This window comes from Butyricimonas sp. Marseille-P2440 (assembly GCF_900091675.1).
In the GTDB taxonomy this organism is placed as follows: domain Bacteria; phylum Bacteroidota; class Bacteroidia; order Bacteroidales; family Marinifilaceae; genus Butyricimonas; species Butyricimonas synergistica.
This window is the reverse complement of record NZ_LT594607.1, coordinates 183,449-200,478: the sequence shown is the minus strand read 5'-3', so window position 1 is coordinate 200,478 and position 17,030 is coordinate 183,449. Positions and strand designations below refer to the sequence as shown.

Here is a 17,030-nt window from a genome sequence, read left to right as displayed (position 1 = left end):
ATAGAATCTGGAAGCATGGTAGATATTAAGGCAGTTGCAATAAAAGTAATTCAGGATGAGGCAGAAGCCATCCGAAATCTAACAAATTATATCGACAAGGATTTTGAAGCAGTTGTTAAATTAATATACGAAAGTAAGGGGCGTGTCATCGTCACCGGAATAGGGAAAAGTGCCATTATAGCGACAAAAATGGTCGCCACGATGAATTCTACGGGTACTCCGGCTGTTTTTATGCACGCGGCGGATGCCATTCACGGAGATTTGGGAATGATCCGTGAGGAAGACGTGGTGATTTGCGTGTCCAAGAGTGGAAATACGCCGGAAATAAAAGTATTGATACCTTTGATCCGCAATAACGGAAATAAAAATATCGTGGCGATGGTGTCCAATACAGATTCATTTCTGGCTAAAAATGCACTTTATATATTAAAGGCAAAAGTGGAAAAAGAGGCTTGTCCTTTAAATTTAGCTCCCACAAATTCAACTACGGCACAGTTAGTGCTGGGAGATGCACTAGCGATGTGTTTGATTGAATGTAGAAGTTTCTCAAGTAGGGATTTTGCCAAATATCATCCGGGAGGAACTCTTGGAAAACGGCTTTATACGCGGGTTGCAGATGTTTATGACTGTGACAATCGCCCGAATATCCGAATGGATGCCGGAATTCGCCCGGTAATTCTCGCGATGTCGAAAGGACGTTTGGGAGCTGTGGCGATCGTGGATGATGAAGAGCATTTGCTAGGAATTATCACGGACGGGGACTTGCGGCGGATGATGGAGAAATACGAGGACGTGGACGGATTGACGGCAAAAGATATTATGTCGAAATCTCCTAAAACTATCTCGGAAGAAGAGTTGGCTTATAACGCTTACCGGATGATGGAACAGAATAGTATCACGCAATTGGTCGTGGTCGACCGGGAGAATCACTATAAAGGAATGGTACACATACATGACATATTGCGCGAAGGAGTGGTATGATTTTTGATTCAGTGATTTGCGATTGAGTGATTGTATATATCATGGTGTAGGGGTGATAATCATGAAATCATAAATCTCAGAATTGTAAATTTAAAAATATGGTACATATAAAGTTGTGTTTAGTATTCATTTTGGCGGCGTGGGTTTCTGTGTTGAATGCTCAGACTACGAAGGTGAGGGGGACTGTAACCGATGCGGAAACGGGAGAACCGTTGCCCTTGGTGAGTATTATTTTCGTGGGAACGACTATCGGGGTGACAACAGATTTCGACGGGAATTATTATATCGAAACCCGGGAGAACGTGAGCGAAATAATGGCTGCTTATGTTTCGTATGAAAAACAGACCGTGCCGATTAAAAAAGGAGCTTTTAACACGATAGATTTCAAGTTGGTGCCCATTGTCACGGATTTGGATGAAGTGAGCGTGACGCCGGGTGAGAATCCAGCTCATGCCATATTGCGTAATATCTCGAAGAACAAGAAAAAGAACAATCCGGCGGAGAAGGAATCGTATAGCTACACCACGTACACGAAGATGGAATTGGATGTAGCCAATCTGAAACCGCAGTTTCGGAATAAAAAATTGCAGAAGAACTTCGGTTTTATTTTCCAGTACATGGATACTTCCGCTATCACGGGGAAGGCTTATTTGCCGGTTATGATCTCCGAGGCTTCGGCGGATTATTATTATCGACGTTCTCCCCGGTTGTCACGGGAAGTCGTGAAAGCGAGCAGGATTTCCGGTATTGAAGAGGATTACAGCCTTGCGCAGTTTACGGGGCATTTACACGTGAACGTGAATTTGTATGACAACTACATTAATATTTTTGAGGTAAATTTTGTCAGTCCCCTGTGTGACCACGGTTTGTTGTACTACAAGTATTTTCTGGTCGATAGCGTGCAGAAGGACGGCAGAAAGATATATAAGATTCGTTTTCATCCTAAAGGAAAATCAACGCCCGTGTTTGATGGCGAGGTGAATATCGATTCCACGACTTGGGCGTTGGAGTCCGCGCAGATGCGTATGACAAAGGATTTGAACGTGAACTGGATTAAAGATTTGGCGGTCGAGACTACCAATGAATTGATCAACGATTCGATTTGGTTTCTAAAACAGGATAAAATCTTGGCTGACTTTACTGTGCAAATGCGAGATTCTTCCAAATTGATTTCTTTCATGGGACACCGGCAAATTGATTATTCCAACGTGAAAGTAAATGAAGCTATCCCGGCGGATATATTGAAACTGGATAACGAGGTCATTATAAATAAAAATGTTCTCCAAAATGACGAGAACTATTGGCAGACGGTGCGTCCTTACCAGTTATCGGAAAAAGAACAGAATATATATAATATGGTAGATTCAATTAAAAATGTTCCGCTCTACCAGAATATATATGATATGATACAGACCATTTTCCTAGGGTACTATAACACGAAATACGTGGGATTCGGACCTTATTACAAGCTGTTTAGTTTTAATAAACTTGAAGGAAGCCGCTTCCAGTTGGGAGCGAAAACAACCAGTGATTTCAGTAAACGGATACGGCTTTCGGGTTATGGCGCGTATAGCACGAAGGACGGGGAATTCAAGGGCGGTGGAACCGTGGAGTATATGTTCAACAATCAACCTACTTCAAAATTGACAGTCAGCGGGAAACATGACGTGTTGCAGCTGGGGGCGAGCGAGAATGCTTTTTCCACGGGTAACATCTTGAGTTCCATATTTTCCCGGGGGAATAACGAGAAATTGACTATGATTAATGAGTTTGATTTCCGTTACGAGAAAGAATGGAGGCAAGGTTTTTCCAATAGTTTTGCTCTCGAATATCGCCAGATGTACCCGACGAAATACGTCGATTTTGTTCGTCCGGACGGGAAGGAACTGAATCAAATTCACACGACGCAATTTCGCTTGGGAACACGCTTGTCAAAGAACGAGATTGTGGTGCGGCAGGATTTTGATAAAGTTTCCATGGGGTCGGATTTTCCGATCGTGAGTATCGACCTCGTGGCAGGATTGAAAGGTGTGTTGAACAGTGATTACGAGTATTACCGGGCACAGCTGTCCATACAGCATGATGTACAAATTGCTCCTATCGGTTATAGCGATTTTATGCTTACTGGAGGGAAAATATTCGGGAAAGTCCCGTATCCCTTGTTGAAGTTGCACGAGGGAAATGCGACCTATTTCTATGACCCGTATGCTTTCTCGTGCATGAACTTCTACGAGTTCGCTTCAGATCTGTGGGGAGCGGTATTCTGGGAACATCATTTCAGGGGATTTTTCCTGAGTAAGATACCTTTGATGAAACGGTTGAAATGGCGTGAAGTCGCCACGGTGAAGGCTTTGTGGGGAAGGTTGTCAGATAAAAATAACGGAAGTTTGCCGAATACCGATGCAGTATTGCTTTTCCCGGACGGGATGTCGTCCGTGTCCAAGCCTTATATCGAGGCGGGTGTCGGCGTGGAGAATATTTTGCGCTTGATCCGGGTAGATGCCATTTGGCGATTGACACACCGGGGCGATCGTTCCGGTCAGAAAGTGGATAATTTCGCAATTAATTTTTCCATACATCTAAATTTCTAATAATTTTCATTTTTCATTTTTCAAATTTCAATTGTAAAAGACTATCTTAGCGCGATAAAACTGAAAGATATGAAATTAAGAGCCGAGGACTTGGTAAAGAAATACAAAAGCCGAACTGTGGTTAAGGGTGTTTCCGTGAACGTGGAGCAAGGGGAGATTGTCGGTCTGTTGGGACCGAACGGGGCGGGAAAGACAACTTCGTTTTACATGATCGTGGGGTTGATTAAACCGAACGGCGGGCGTATATTCTTGGATGACCGGGAGATCACGAAAGAACCGGTGTATCGCCGGGCTCAGTTGGGTGTGGGATACTTGGCGCAGGAAGCTTCTGTTTTCCGGCAATTGAGCGTGGAGGATAATATCAAGGCGGTGTTAGAGATGAGTACTTTCTCGAAAGAGTATCAACGTGATCGCTTGGAAGAAATGCTCGACGAGTTCGGTTTGCAACATATCCGGAAGAGCAAGGGAATCCAATTGTCAGGAGGGGAGCGTCGGCGTACGGAGATTGCCCGGGCTTTGTCAATTGCCCCGAAATTTATTCTTTTGGATGAACCTTTTGCCGGGGTTGACCCTATTGCCGTGGAGGATATCCAGAGCATCGTGCAGAAATTGAAGGATAAAAATATCGGGATTTTAATTACCGACCATAACGTGCAAGAAACCTTGTGTATTACCGACCGGGCTTATTTGTTGTATGACGGTCGTATTTTACAGTCGGGTACAGCGGAGGATTTGGCTAATGATCCGGAAGTTAGACGGGTTTACCTCGGGAAAAATTTCGAGTTGAGAAGAAAGAAATAAAAAAACGTGCAAATCGTTTTGCTTTTCACGAAAAAGCAATATATTTGCACCGTCAAAATAGCAAGCGGGCGTGGCGAAATTGGTAGACGCACTAGACTTAGGATCTAGTGCCGCAAGGCGTGGGGGTTCGAGTCCCTTCGCCCGCACTTGAAGAAGGGGCCGCCTTAAACAAGGTGGTCTTTTTTGTTTTGTTTGTTTTATCATAAATAGTTTTATACATAGAGAAGTATGAATGTAACGAAGAACCAAATCGATGATCTTAATGCAACCATTAAGATTCAATTGGATAAGGATGATTACGCAACCCGCGTGAGCGACGCGTTGAAAGAATACCAGAAAAAAGCGGTGATCGACGGTTTTCGTAAGGGAAAAACTCCTTTCGGGATTATCAAAAAAATGTATGGTAGAGCCGTTTTGATTGAGGAGATCAACAAGTTGATCGGAGAGAGTTTGTCTAATTTTATCCAGGAGAACGATTTGCATATCTTGGGAGAGCCGCTTCCGAACGAAACAGAGCAGAAAGAGCTGAATCTGGACGAGGAAAGCTTCGAGTTCGTTTACGATATCGCTATGGCTCCCGTCATGAACGTGAAGTTGAGTAAACGGGAGAAAGTACCTTATTACATCATCAAGGTAGATGATGAGATGATAGACAAACAAATTGAAAGCATCTGCAAGAATAATGGCGAATTGACCCCCGTTGACACGATTGAAGGATCAGAATACGTGAAAGGTGAATTGATCGAATTGGGGGAGGACGGTAAACCGAAAGAAGGCGGTATTCATGTGGAAGACGCTTCCTTGTCATTGGCTCACATGAAAGACGAGGAACAGGTGAAACTTTTCGAGGGTAAAAAAGCCGGAAATGAGGTGATCTTCAATCCTTCAAAAGCTTATCCTAACAAGACCGATTACGCCGCTCTCTTGCAAGTAAATAAAGAGGAAGCAGAACATATTGTTTCTGATTTCTGTTTCATCATCAGCGAGATCAAACGTTATATCGATGCGGAAGTAAATCAAGCTTTATTTGATAAAGTGTACGGTGAAGGAAACGTGAAGAGCGTAGAAGAATTCCGTGCGAAAGTGAAAGAAGACCTGGCAAAACAATTCAAATCTCATAGCGAGTACCGCTTGACGGTAGATGCTCGTGACAAGATGTTGAAGAAGAACGAGGAAATCGCTCTTCCGGAAGCATTCCTGAAGCGTTGGATGTTAGCTACCAATAAAGAAATGACTCCTGAAGCCGTAGAGCAGGATTTCAACGCTTATCGCGATGAGTTCAAATGGCAGTTGATTAAGGGTGACATGGTGAAGGATAATGACCTTCGCGTGGAGGACGAAGATATGAAAGCTGTCGCTCGTGAAGTGGCTGCCGCTCAATTACAACAATACGGTTTGTACGGTTTGTCTGACGAGCAATTAGACGGTTTCGCCGTTCGCTTGTTGGAGAACGAGAAACAACGTTCTAGCCTTTATGACCGTGCTTTGGAGAACAAAATAATCAACACGATCAAAGAGAGCGTGAAACTGGAAGAACAAGAGATCTCTATGGATGATTTTGGTAAATTGTTCGAGAAGAAATAGATTGAATCTTTTTTATCATAGAACCCCGCCTGAAAAGGCGGGGTTTGTTTTTTCAGGGGGGAGCAGGAAGGGGAAAAGGGTAGTACGTTTTTGATCTGTCTTTAATTTCAGAGTATTACGTGAAAAAGGCATTGTTTCCTCGTTCTACCGACCAGGTTTCTCTTGCTGGCAAGGTCGGAAAGTTGACAGGAACTCTTAAATTCTTTTCTCCTGACAAAAAATGTGGAAAGCAATGTAATAAAAAAGGCGTGCCATGCACGCCTTCTAAAGCATATTGATGAGAGTTTATTTTACGTTTGATTGGGCACGAGTGATATATTTTTCGATATCTCTGGATTCCAATGATGCCGGAAATTCTTTTTCTATTTTCTCGTACATGGCTAATGCGTTCTTGTAGTCGTTGGCTTTTTCAAATGCGAGCCCGGCTTTCATCAGGATGGAAGGAGTGGTCAACATATTGGTGTTGTCACTACCTGCTTTCTGATAATATCCGGCTGCTTTCTTGTATTCTCCCAATTGCATATAAGCGTCCCCGATGTTCGCTTTTGCCAACGTGGAGAAAATCATATCTTTGGTGGAGAATTTTTCAAGATATTTAATTGCATTTTGGTTATCACCCAAATATAAATAGCATAAGCCGGCATAATATTTTGCTAAATTGCCACTCGGGGTAGAGCCGTATTGATCCACGATTTCGAGGAAACCGAGATTGTTGCCATTCCCGTTAAGCGCCAAATTGAAAGAATCTTTTTCAAATAAAGTTTCTGCCACGAACATTTGTTTCAGCGCTTCTTGTTCGAGTGGCATTTTGTAAAACCTGTGATACCCAAAGATCGCAGCAATTACAATAATTACAACAAGAAGACCTCTAACCAGTAATTTTGAATTTTTCTCGATAAATTGTTCGGTTGAGATCGTGGCTTCCTCAATCTGTTGGAAACCGTCCGCACGTTTCTGTTTCTCTTTTGACATTGTTATATGTTTTTGTTATTTACTTTATATTCCTACGACGCATCTACCGTCAACGTGCAAAATTAGTTTTTTTTTTTGATAACAGGAGTAGGACGGCGAAATTTTATGCAAAAAATTATACAATCGGCGGAATCTAAGTTACTTTTCTTTACTTTTGAAGACCGTTTGCAGGTTAAACTTGCAGCGTTTGTAACCTGTAACCCTTGATTGGTATGATTTTAAAGGATTTGAATATTGTCAATTACAAGAATATCGCCGAGGCAAGCATCGCTTGTTGCCCCCGGTTCAATTGCTTTATCGGGAATAACGGGGTGGGGAAGACGAATATTTTGGATGCGGTGTATCATCTCTCCATGTGCAAGAGTTATTTCAACCTGCCCGATGCCCAAAATATTCGGCACGGGGAGGCTTTTTTCGTGCTGGAAGGAATGTACGAGCGGGACGGGGAAGAGATTGACGTATATTGTGGGGTGAAGAAGGGTGTGAAAAAAGTATTCAAGAAGAATAAGAAATCGTATGAAAAGCTCTCGGATCATATCGGGTTGCTGCCTCTGGTGATGATTTCGCCTGCCGACGTGATTTTGATCGACGGGGCGAGCGAGGAACGCCGCCGTTTTATCGACGGGGTAATCAGCCAGTGTGACAAGGAGTATTTGCAGGTATTGATACGGTACAACCGGGTGTTGATGCAACGGAACAGTTTCCTGAAAGAGTACGCCGGAATGCCGATAGACGCCGATATGTTGTCCGTGTGGGACGAGCAATTGGCAGAGAACGGTCGGGTGATTCTGGAACGGCGCCGGGCGTTTATCGTGGAACTGGCGGATGTCTTCCAGGCGTATTACGAGCGGGTGGCGTTGGGAAGGGAAAAGGTAACCTTGGAGTACTCTACCACGATAAAAGAAAATGACTACCTGCAATCGTTACGAGGTAGTTTTGACCGGGATAGAATATTGACTTACACCACGGTGGGTATCCACCGGGATGACCTCACGTTAAGTCTGGAAGGTTATCCGGTGAAGCGGTTGGGATCGCAGGGACAGAAAAAGAGTTTTCTAACCGCCTTGAAATTTGCTCAATTCGCTTATCTGGCACGTGAGAAAGGCGTAGAACCTTTGTTGTTGCTGGATGATATTTTCGATAAGTTGGATGCCGACCGGGTGAGCCAGATTATCCAGATCGTGTCGGAAGAGAGTTTCGGGCAGGTCTTTATCACGGATACTAATCGTGGGCATATTGATGAAATCTTGCGTTTGCACGCGATTGATTATAAAATATTTAAAGTGGATGAAGGCATGATATCCGACTTTAATTTCTAGGGTTTAGGTATTATTTGAATAGAAAGTAGTATTTTTGTAGGATAACAATAAAAAGAATAGATTGTGAAGCAGGGGAAGACTTTGACAATGGACGAATTGGTAGAATTGTACTTGGAAGAGATGGGGTTAAGCCGTCAGTTCAAGGAGAGAGAGGTTTGCCAAGTCTGGTCGGACGTCGTGGGGGGAATGATCGCTTCCCGGACAAAAAGTATGCGGATTTCGGACGGGAAAGTTTTCGTGAGTTTCACTTCTTCGGTCGTGAAAAACGAGATATTGATGGTGAAGGAAGGGTTAATTAAAGCCTTGAATGACAGGGTTGGAAGTGATGTAGTAAAAGATATTATAGTGTTCTGAAAGGAACATTTAATGAACTGGACAAATGAGATTAATTGACGCTAATGATTTATTGAATGCCTCGTGGGGATTGGATCGTTTCAGAGGAAGTCTGGTTTCCAAGTTGGTCATGTATTTATTGCGCTTGAACAAATTGGATAAGCTGAGCACGAAGGTGGATTGCAACGATCCCGAGCAGGTGATCGATAGTTTGATGGAGGCATTAGGGGTTACCGTGGAGATCAAGGAGGAGGATTTGGAGAAGATTCCGAAGAAGGGGGCGTTTATCACGGTGTCCAACCACCCGTTCGGGGGATTGGATGGTATTATTCTGATTAAAATCTTGTGCAAGATACGTCCGGATTACAAGGTGATGGCTAATTTCCTGTTGAAGAAGATCATTCCGATACAGGATTACGTGTTGGGACTGGAACCGTCTTCCCGCCGGAGGAACACGAATACCCGTGTCATCAAAGAAGCCGTGCGCCACGTGGTAGAAGGAAAGCCGCTAGGGATATTCCCGGCAGGAGAGGCTTCTTCCTATCAGGCGGATTCGAATCACGTGGAAGATAAAGAGTGGGATACCTCCGTGCTAAAGCTGGTTAAGATGGCAAGAGTGCCGGTTATCCCGATCTATTTCAAGGGGTCGAATAGCTTGTTATTTTACTTGTTGGGTTTGATTCATCCCATGTTGCGGAACATGAAGTTGCCTTCCGAATTATTGAATAAAAAGAATCGGGTCGTGAAATTGAGAATCGGAAATCCTATTGGCATAGAGTCACAGGATACGTTTCACGATATTTCCCAATACGGGAAGTTTTTGCGTGCCAAGACCTATTTGCTCGGTTCGGCGCTGGAAGTAAAGAAGTTTTTCATTAAATCACAAAAAGCTATGCCTAAAGCGGAACCTGTCGCTGCGGAAACGGAATGTGCGGTGTTGAAGAAGGAGATTGCGGGTATCGCGGATGACTATTTGTTGTTTAATATGAAAAACTATGATGTCTATTGCTCTCCTTCGGTGAAAATTCCAAACGTGCTGAACGAGATCGGACGGTTGCGCGAGCTCACGTTCCGTGCTGTCGGCGAGGGGACGAACCGGAGCATCGATTTGGACGAGTTCGATTTATATTATTACCATCTTTTTATTTGGGATAAGGAAGAAGAGAAGATCGTGGGGGCTTACCGCGTGGGGAAAGGGAAAGAGATCATCGACCGTTACGGCATAAAAGGTTTCTATATCCATACCTTATTTAAAATGCGGAAAGAGATGCTCCCGGTATTGTACGAGTCTATCGAGTTGGGACGTTCTTTTATCACGGAGGAATATCAACGGAAGCCGCTTCCCTTGTTTATGCTTTGGAAAGGAATCTTGTATTTCCTGTTGAAAAATCCGGAATATCGCTATTTGATAGGTCCTGTTACCATCAGCGGAAAATATACCGAGGCTTCCAAGGAGTTGATTATGAAATTTATTCAGGCAAATCATTATAATTACGAGTTGGCGAAATACGTTCTACCGCGTTCGAAATACCAGGTACATTCCGAGGAACCCGGTGTACAGGTGATGTTGGATGCGGCGCGGGATATTGCCGCATTGGACAAGATGATCGGGGATATTGAGCCGTCGAGTGATAAATTGCCGGTATTATTGAAAAAATATATCTCTCTGAACGCTAAGATTATCGGTTTTAATATTGACCCAAAGTTTAATATGTGTTTGGATGGATTGCTTATTTTAGATATTTTTGACGTGCCGATGAAGACGATAGAGTCGCTGTCAAAGGAGATTAACGATGACACGATACTTAGCCGGTTCTCTTCGGATAACGTGGAATTATAGATTATTAGAATGGGATGTACGATATATTGTATCTATTCAAGGGAATGCTGGTTGGACTGATGGTATCTATACCTTTAGGTCCTATGGGGGTCTTGATTATCCAGAAAACGTTGCATAAGGGTGCTTTGTCGGGCTTTATCGCCGGAATGGGAGCCGCTTCTGCAGATCTTTTTTATGCTGCGGTAGCTGCTTTCGGGTTAGGGTTCGTGATTAATATCGTGCAGGCTCATGAGTTATTGTTGCAAATTATCGGGGGAATATTCCTGATCGTGATAGGATTGAAAATCTATTTTGATAATCCGATCCGGCAGATTCGGCAACGTCGCCAGGGACGGGTGAGTAAGACCGGGCTTTTAGGTGATTACCTCTCGCTTTTCTTTCTTACAGTTTCCAATCCGATTACGGTAGTGGTCTTTATGGCTGTGTTTGCCGGGATGTCGGTTTTTGGAGAGTCATCCTCGTTGTTGGGTGAAGTGTTGGTGGTTTCCGGTGTGTTGTTGGGCGGTGGTGTGTGGTGGTACACGCTTTCCACGTTGGTAAATATTTTCCGAAAGAAATTCCGTTTGCGCGTACTAATCACAATCAATCGTGTGTCCGGGATGGTGATTACGGTATTGGGAGCTTTGGTTATTCTCTCTGCTTTTGCCCCGTTCAAGAATCTGGTGACTCAGTGATTTTTGTTTGCTCCTTGTATTACCGTTAGCTAATGGATAGTCTACCTTTGCGTGCTCTTATGAACGAGTCATAATCGAATCATAAACGTAACATGAACGATGTTTTACGTTTATGATTTGTTTATGGTTCGATTATGTATGGTTTTTGTGGTAGAGGAAAGGTTAAGCAAGGGGCTGGAAAGGAGAACTAGAGGTATTATTTGCTTTTATTTGAAAATGTCGTGAGTCGCCCCATGCGCCGTAGGCTACTTCGCAGCCGCTTTTGAGAATACTTTCCTCCAGTTTGCGCATGGATTCTGCTGCTCCCTCGTGTGTGCCCGGTTTATTTTCGTAGAGTTTATAGAGGGTGCGGTTGGAGGTGGGGGTAATGTTGGGCATAACGACGTTGGCTCCGATCTCCAAAGCTTTCTCCCGTCCATTCTCTTCAATAGCTTGCAAAGCGGTGGTCGCCGCGATATTGATGTCCGGCATCAGAATACGTAAGGCTGCCACCATGTGGATCGACAAGCGCAGACGTTCTTTCAGCGGGAGCAACAGATGGCGGTATTGATACAGCGGTGTGGTGTGGTGTTCCAAATAGGGTCCCATGCCTACCATGTCGATGTCCATGGATTGCAGGAATAACAGATCGTTTGCCAGATCGGTAATGGTCTGGAAGGGCAATCCGATCATCACTCCCGTTCCCGTTTGGTAGCCGCAACGTTGTAACAATTCCAGGCACTTCAATCGTGTCGCGTGAGAATGTAATGCGTTATTCGGGTGTATCTTCGCGTACAGTTCCGGGTTGGATGTTTCGATGCGCAATAAATAACGGTGTGCTCCCGCTTCAAACCAACGTTTGTAGGTATCTCCCGTTTGTTCCCCGAGGGAGAGCGTGATTCCCAATTCGTCGCGGCTGTTTTTCTTGATCTCCTTTAATAAACGGGTGATACGTTCTGTAAATTCCCGGTCGGAACGTTCCCCCCCTTGAAGCACGATGGAACCGAACCGATGCGTGTATGCGAAATCTGCCGCATCCAGAATTTCCTCGTCACTCAAGGCGTAGCGGGCAGTTTCCGTGTTTGACTTCCGTATCCCGCAATAAAAGCAGTCCTTCGTGCAGATATTGGAGATTTCGATTAATCCCCGCAAGTACACTTTGTTGCTTATCGTTCGGTTTTTTATTTCTTTCGCTTTGCGATAAAGTTGGTTTTCTTCCTCCCCCTCGCAAATCAACATTTTTTCCAATTCTTCTATCGTGTTTCTTCCTTCCATGCTAAAATCTGATTTTCCTTTTGACAAAAATAGGAAAAAGGCTTGATTTTACTAAATTTGTTCTCTAGAAAAAGAGTCGTAATTATAAACTCATTATCATGGTGAAAAGAATCGCGTTAATCATATTGGGAGTTGTTCTCTTGGGGGGAATTTTGGTCGCGTTATGGTGGGTAAACGAGCGGGAACGGGATACGGATGTCCCGAAAGAATCGTTTATCCCTTATAATTCGGCAGTAGTGGTTAATGTAAATGCTAACGCGAAAGTGTCACCTAAGCTCGAGGCAGCTCTCGGGAAGGAGATCAAGGCGTACAGGGAGGGATTGTTACGGCGGGTTGTGGATACTTTGATAAATCAACGCTTGGTAGACACGGCATCTTATATATTGGCATTCCGGGTGGAAGGCAAACAATCGTTCCGGAGCCTTTACGTGTTGAGCCGAAGCGGGGTATTCGCCCGGGGTGAAGTGGTCACTTTGTTGTCGAAGATGTTTTCTGCGGATGAAATACAGGAACGGAAATATGACAACCGGGTGTTGTACTCGGTGAAGCGGGGAAAAGAAAAAGTATGTTATGCTGTGATCGGCGGGATGGTGCTGGTAGCGGATTCCGAGTTGTACGTAGAGGATGCCGTGAAGCAGTTGAACGACAAGGACGAGGGGAAGAAAGACGAAACTCCCCGTTACAAGAATGTGAATCGTTATTTCTCGGCAGGGGCGGGATTGAATGTATTTTTAAATTCGTCAGCGTTCTCTGATTTATTGCCCCTGTTGTTGCAGAAAGATTTTATATCGAAGCAGACGGATGTGTCCAAATGGTTCCAATGGGGGGCGTTGGACGGCGATGTGCGGCAGGATGGCGTTAGTTTCAACGGTTTTATGCACAGTAACGGTTTGCGGGCTTCTTACCCGGCAGTGTTGAAAGACCAGACACCCAGAACATCGCAGTTGGATGGCGTGTTGCCTGCCGACGTGCGGAGTGTCACTCTTCTGTCTTTGAGCGACGTGAAAATCTATCTAGATGCGTTGGAAACCTATCGTTACGGGGCAGGTAAGGCTGAACGGGTAAGAAAACGTAAACAAGAATTTGCCCGTCTTTTCGGTGAAAAAAATGAGGCGGAATGGCAGAATCTCTTGAAAGGAGAATGGGGAAAAGGGGTACTTGCGTATGATGCTTCCCGGAAAAAGGACGACGGGGTGATCGTGGTACACGTGAAAGCCGGTAGCCTCGCGAAAGAATTGCTGGATAAGATGTTGAAGCCTGATGCGCGTCGTACTTTCCCGCTGGATAAAGATAAAACGATCGCTTATTATAAAATGCCGGTACCGGACTTTGCCGGAGTTCTCTGGGGTTATATTTTTGATGATATTGCCACCAATTACGTGATGGTGGAAGATAACTATGTTGTTTTTGCATCTTCCGAGCAAGGGATACAGGCTTTCGCGAAAGATTATATGCGTCGGTTGAGTGTCCGGGATCAAGAATGGTACAAAAAATTGAGAAGCAAGTTGTCGGCGAAATTCAATTGGATGTATTTGTCTGAGTTGCCTCCCATGTTGCCTTACTACGAGAATATCACGAGAGGCGTGTTGCATGGTTTGTTGGAACGCAATAAGGCGGATATGGAGGCATTTTCTTCTTTTGCTTTGCAGTGGGGGAGCGAGGGTAGTATGTTGTATCACATGCTGTTCCTGAGTACGGAAGAGGTGGAACAGAGGCCGGCTCAAGTGATGTGGCAGACAAAACTGGATGGAAAATTGACGATGAAGCCTGCTATCGTGACGAATCATAACACGAAGGAACGGGAACTTTTCGTGCAGGATGAAAGCAATACGATTTATTTGATCAACGATGTCGGGCGTATCCTTTGGAAATTGCCGATAGAAGGGAAGATCAACAGCGAAGTCTATCAAGTGGATATGTTCAAGAATGGCAAATTGCAATATCTTTTCTCCACGCCGACTCATCTTTACCTGATCGACCGGAACGGGAATTATCTGCCCCGCTATCCCTTGGCATTCAAGTCGCCTTGCGAGCAGGGCATTACGTTATGCGATTATGAGAGTAACAAGAACTACCGGATTTTTGCTCCGGCGGCAGACCATAACCTCTATCTCTACGAGTTGTCGGGTAATTTCGTGAAAGGCTGGTCGACGCCGAAGAGCGATAATGATATTGTTTCCAAAATTTACTATTTCCGGGTGGACGGGAAAGATTATATCGTGTATGCCGACCGCTACCGCCTGTATATTCTTGACCGGCGGGGAAAGGAACGTGTGAAGGTATCTACTTTGTTGAATCTGGCGGGGAATACCATGTTGTATTTGACGAGACAGAACGGGACACCCCGGATTGCTTTCACGGATGCGAACGGGGAGATTCTCTTGGTTGACCTCCGGGGAAATCTGCAACGGGTGAAAGGGGAAAAGATGATCGGCGGCGGATGGTTGAATGTCGGGGATGTCAATAGTGACGGACGGGACGAGTTCGTGTACACGTTGGAAAATACCTTGCAGGTATATGATGGTCAAGGGAAATTGCTCTCTGAGCACCAATGGGATCATGCCGGGTTAGGTTACCCGTACACGTATCGTTTTTCTGCCCGGGATACCCGTATCGGGATGCTGGATGAAAAGGGCGAACATTTGTTTTTGCTTGGGTTGCAAGAGGTGTCGAAGGGTTTCCCTATTCGGGGAAATTCGCCTTTCTCGATCGCTTTCTTCGATCAAGGAAATACGTCTGGTTTTTATCTGTTTGCCGGAAGTGACGGAAATCACATTATAAAATATCGAGTGCAACGATAAAAATCATATATTTGTCTCGGTTTTACGAATGTTAATGATGTCCATGAGCGGAGGTAATAATTTTGATGCTTTTTTCAAGTCCTTTTTTAATCCGATTTGCTCGTTTATCGAGCGAGTCATGGGAGGGGCAGAGGATGTTACCGATTTGGCTCAGGATGTTTTTTTGAAGGTATTCGAACGGTGGAAAGAATTTGATTCCGAGGAGAATGCGAAAGCCTTTTTGTTTATTTCGGCTCGTAATCTTTGTTTTGATCGTTTAAGACGGAAACAAGCGGAGAGTAATTATGTTTCCCGTTATCTTCAGGAGAATGAATTTAAAACTTCGGTCTTTTTACAGGAAGTGATGAGGCAGGAAACGTTTCGAATTCTTTATTCCGCTATAGACCGTTTGCCGGAACAGACCCGTCAAGTGATTTTATTGGGATTGGATGGGAATTCTAATCAAGAAGTGAGTGAGGCGCTAGGGGTGTCGATTAATACGGTTAAAACATTGAAAAAGAATGGTTACGCGGCACTTCGGGAGATTTTATCCAAAGACTATTTGATCTTGTTATTGATTCTGTTGGGAGAATTTTAAAAAAATAGTTTTTTTATTCACCCGTTTTTAGGGAGGTTACGTCTTTAGTTGTAAAATCATATTACATGAAAGACGATTTAATAGGTACATTTAAAATTTCTCGTTTGGTTGCCGCGGATTTGACCGGGAGTCTGGATGATTCGGGACGTCGGGAATTGGATGCGTGGCTTCGAGAGGCGGATGAAAATCGAGTGATTTATCGGGAGATAAAGGAAAAATTCAAGAAAGGAAAAAGGGAATGGCTTTATTCCGAGAAGCAGGTGGAGCAACAGTTGGCAATATTTCATAAGTACCGGACGAAAAAGACTTCCCGTGTGCTAGGTGTTTGGTGGCGTTATGTGGCAGTTGCGGTATTATTGTTTAGTGTTGCCGGGATACTCCGTTGGCAAATGGATGGTGAGGGAAGGAAACAATCTCTTGTTCCGATTGAAATAGCTCGAGGAAATGCCGTGTTGGTTTTATCAACAGGCGAGAGAATAGCGTTGGTTGATACTTTACAAACTGTGTGCGGAGAATCTTCCGCAGACATTCAGGTGTCTGGGCAAACGATTTCTTACCGGGAAGAGAATAAACCTGTGCAGGAACAAGTGTATAACACGCTTGTTGTTCCCCGTGCCGGAGAGTTTAAGGTTGAATTAGCTGACGGGACAAAAGTGTGGTTGAATGCGTTAAGTGAGTTGCGCTATCCGGTACAATTTGCAGGAGGGCAGCGGGTTGTTTATCTGAAAGGTGAAGGATATTTCGAGGTCGCTTCCGATTCGGAGAAGCCTTTTATTGTAAAAACTTTTGCAAATGTGGATATTAAGGTGTTGGGAACAAAATTCAATGTATCGGCTTACGAGAATGATGTTGACGTGATCACTACTTTGGCGGAGGGCAGTGTAGAGGTGATTCTTTCGAATGAACGTGTAAGGATTTCTCCTGACGAACAATTGGTGTTCAATAAAGAAGAGAATTCATGCCTGCTTCGTGAAGTGGATGCATCTATTTATTCCGCGTGGAAGAATGGTCTTTTTATTTTTGAAGACCAGCGGTTGGAGCAAATTATGGAACAATTGAAACGCTGGTACGAGATGGATGTATTTTATTCTGGCGAAGAGGTGAGAAACTATCGATTCTCGGGTGATTTGAAAAAATATGACAGTTTCGAGAAGATTGTGAAAATGCTCGAAGAAGTTGCGGGAGTAAAAATAGATATTAAAGGTAAATGTGTAACTATCGGGGCTAAATAAAAAACGGAAAGGCTCCTACCCCTTTCCGTCTAATGAACATTTAGTCCATATTATAAATTCAATGAACAAAA

Annotated in this window: 13 protein-coding genes and 1 tRNA gene; 12 read left to right on the top strand and 2 right to left on the bottom strand. The window is 44.1% G+C overall.

The features are described from left to right. Nucleotides 1-15 precede the first annotated feature (15 nt). The 5 genes from BN8899_RS02290 to tig all read left to right on the top strand — a co-directional run bounded on the left by BN8899_RS02290 (nt 16) and on the right by tig (nt 5,957). Nucleotides 16-981, top strand: coding sequence for a KpsF/GutQ family sugar-phosphate isomerase (locus BN8899_RS02290; RefSeq protein ID WP_065218146.1), 966 nt, complete (start codon nt 16-18; stop codon nt 979-981). A 98-nt stretch (nt 982-1,079) separates the two neighbouring features. Beyond that, the gene (locus BN8899_RS02285; protein WP_018338506.1) at nt 1,080-3,572 is read left to right on the top strand and encodes a DUF5686 and carboxypeptidase-like regulatory domain-containing protein; all 2,493 of its coding nucleotides are present in this window, start codon (nt 1,080-1,082) and stop codon (nt 3,570-3,572) included. Between the two features lie 69 nt (nt 3,573-3,641). Next, the gene (gene lptB, locus BN8899_RS02280) at nt 3,642-4,373 is read left to right on the top strand and encodes an LPS export ABC transporter ATP-binding protein (RefSeq protein ID WP_018338507.1); all 732 of its coding nucleotides are present in this window, start codon (nt 3,642-3,644) and stop codon (nt 4,371-4,373) included. A gap of 64 nt (nt 4,374-4,437) precedes the next feature. Then, nucleotides 4,438-4,519: transfer RNA gene (locus tag BN8899_RS02275), tRNA-Leu, on the top strand. 82 nt (nt 4,520-4,601) lie between these two features. Continuing rightward, nucleotides 4,602-5,957, top strand: coding sequence for a trigger factor (tig, locus tag BN8899_RS02270; protein ID WP_065218145.1), 1,356 nt, complete (start codon nt 4,602-4,604; stop codon nt 5,955-5,957). A 285-nt stretch (nt 5,958-6,242) separates the two neighbouring features. On the opposite strand, the gene BN8899_RS02265 is transcribed toward tig, so the two are convergent. Beyond that, entirely contained in the window at nt 6,243-6,929 is a 687-nt protein-coding gene (locus BN8899_RS02265; protein ID WP_018338510.1) for a tetratricopeptide repeat protein, read from the bottom strand. 212 nt (nt 6,930-7,141) lie between these two features. Here BN8899_RS02265 and BN8899_RS02260 point away from each other — a divergent pair, with 212 nt between their 5' ends. The 4 genes from BN8899_RS02260 to BN8899_RS02245 all read left to right on the top strand — a co-directional run bounded on the left by BN8899_RS02260 (nt 7,142) and on the right by BN8899_RS02245 (nt 11,095). Continuing rightward, nucleotides 7,142-8,248 (top strand): DNA replication/repair protein RecF, encoded by a 1,107-nt coding sequence (locus BN8899_RS02260; protein ID WP_065218144.1) that lies wholly within the window; start codon nt 7,142-7,144, stop codon nt 8,246-8,248. A gap of 63 nt (nt 8,249-8,311) precedes the next feature. After that, nucleotides 8,312-8,602: a DciA family protein gene (locus BN8899_RS02255; RefSeq protein WP_231932244.1), complete on the top strand. Its 291-nt coding sequence runs from the start codon at nt 8,312-8,314 to the stop codon at nt 8,600-8,602. A gap of 25 nt (nt 8,603-8,627) precedes the next feature. Then, complete coding sequence (locus BN8899_RS02250) at nt 8,628-10,421, top strand: lysophospholipid acyltransferase family protein (protein WP_018338513.1); 1,794 nt, start codon at nt 8,628-8,630, stop codon at nt 10,419-10,421. 14 nt (nt 10,422-10,435) lie between these two features. Next, nucleotides 10,436-11,095 (top strand): LysE family translocator, encoded by a 660-nt coding sequence (locus BN8899_RS02245; protein WP_065218142.1) that lies wholly within the window; start codon nt 10,436-10,438, stop codon nt 11,093-11,095. A 162-nt stretch (nt 11,096-11,257) separates the two neighbouring features. On the opposite strand, the gene hydE is transcribed toward BN8899_RS02245, so the two are convergent. Beyond that, the gene (gene hydE, locus BN8899_RS02240; protein WP_065218141.1) at nt 11,258-12,349 is read right to left on the bottom strand and encodes a [FeFe] hydrogenase H-cluster radical SAM maturase HydE; all 1,092 of its coding nucleotides are present in this window, start codon (nt 12,347-12,349) and stop codon (nt 11,258-11,260) included. Nucleotides 12,350-12,447: 98 nt separating this feature from the next. Here hydE and BN8899_RS02235 point away from each other — a divergent pair, with 98 nt between their 5' ends. The 3 genes from BN8899_RS02235 to BN8899_RS02225 all read left to right on the top strand — a co-directional run bounded on the left by BN8899_RS02235 (nt 12,448) and on the right by BN8899_RS02225 (nt 16,959). Further along, nucleotides 12,448-15,150: a hypothetical protein gene (locus BN8899_RS02235; RefSeq protein ID WP_065218140.1), complete on the top strand. Its 2,703-nt coding sequence runs from the start codon at nt 12,448-12,450 to the stop codon at nt 15,148-15,150. 43 nt (nt 15,151-15,193) lie between these two features. After that, a complete protein-coding gene (locus tag BN8899_RS02230) occupies nt 15,194-15,727 on the top strand; it encodes an RNA polymerase sigma factor (protein ID WP_187376729.1) in 534 nt (177 codons plus the stop codon). Between the two features lie 65 nt (nt 15,728-15,792). Beyond that, nucleotides 15,793-16,959 (top strand): FecR family protein, encoded by a 1,167-nt coding sequence (locus tag BN8899_RS02225; RefSeq protein ID WP_065218138.1) that lies wholly within the window; start codon nt 15,793-15,795, stop codon nt 16,957-16,959. Nucleotides 16,960-17,030: the final 71 nt, after the last annotated feature.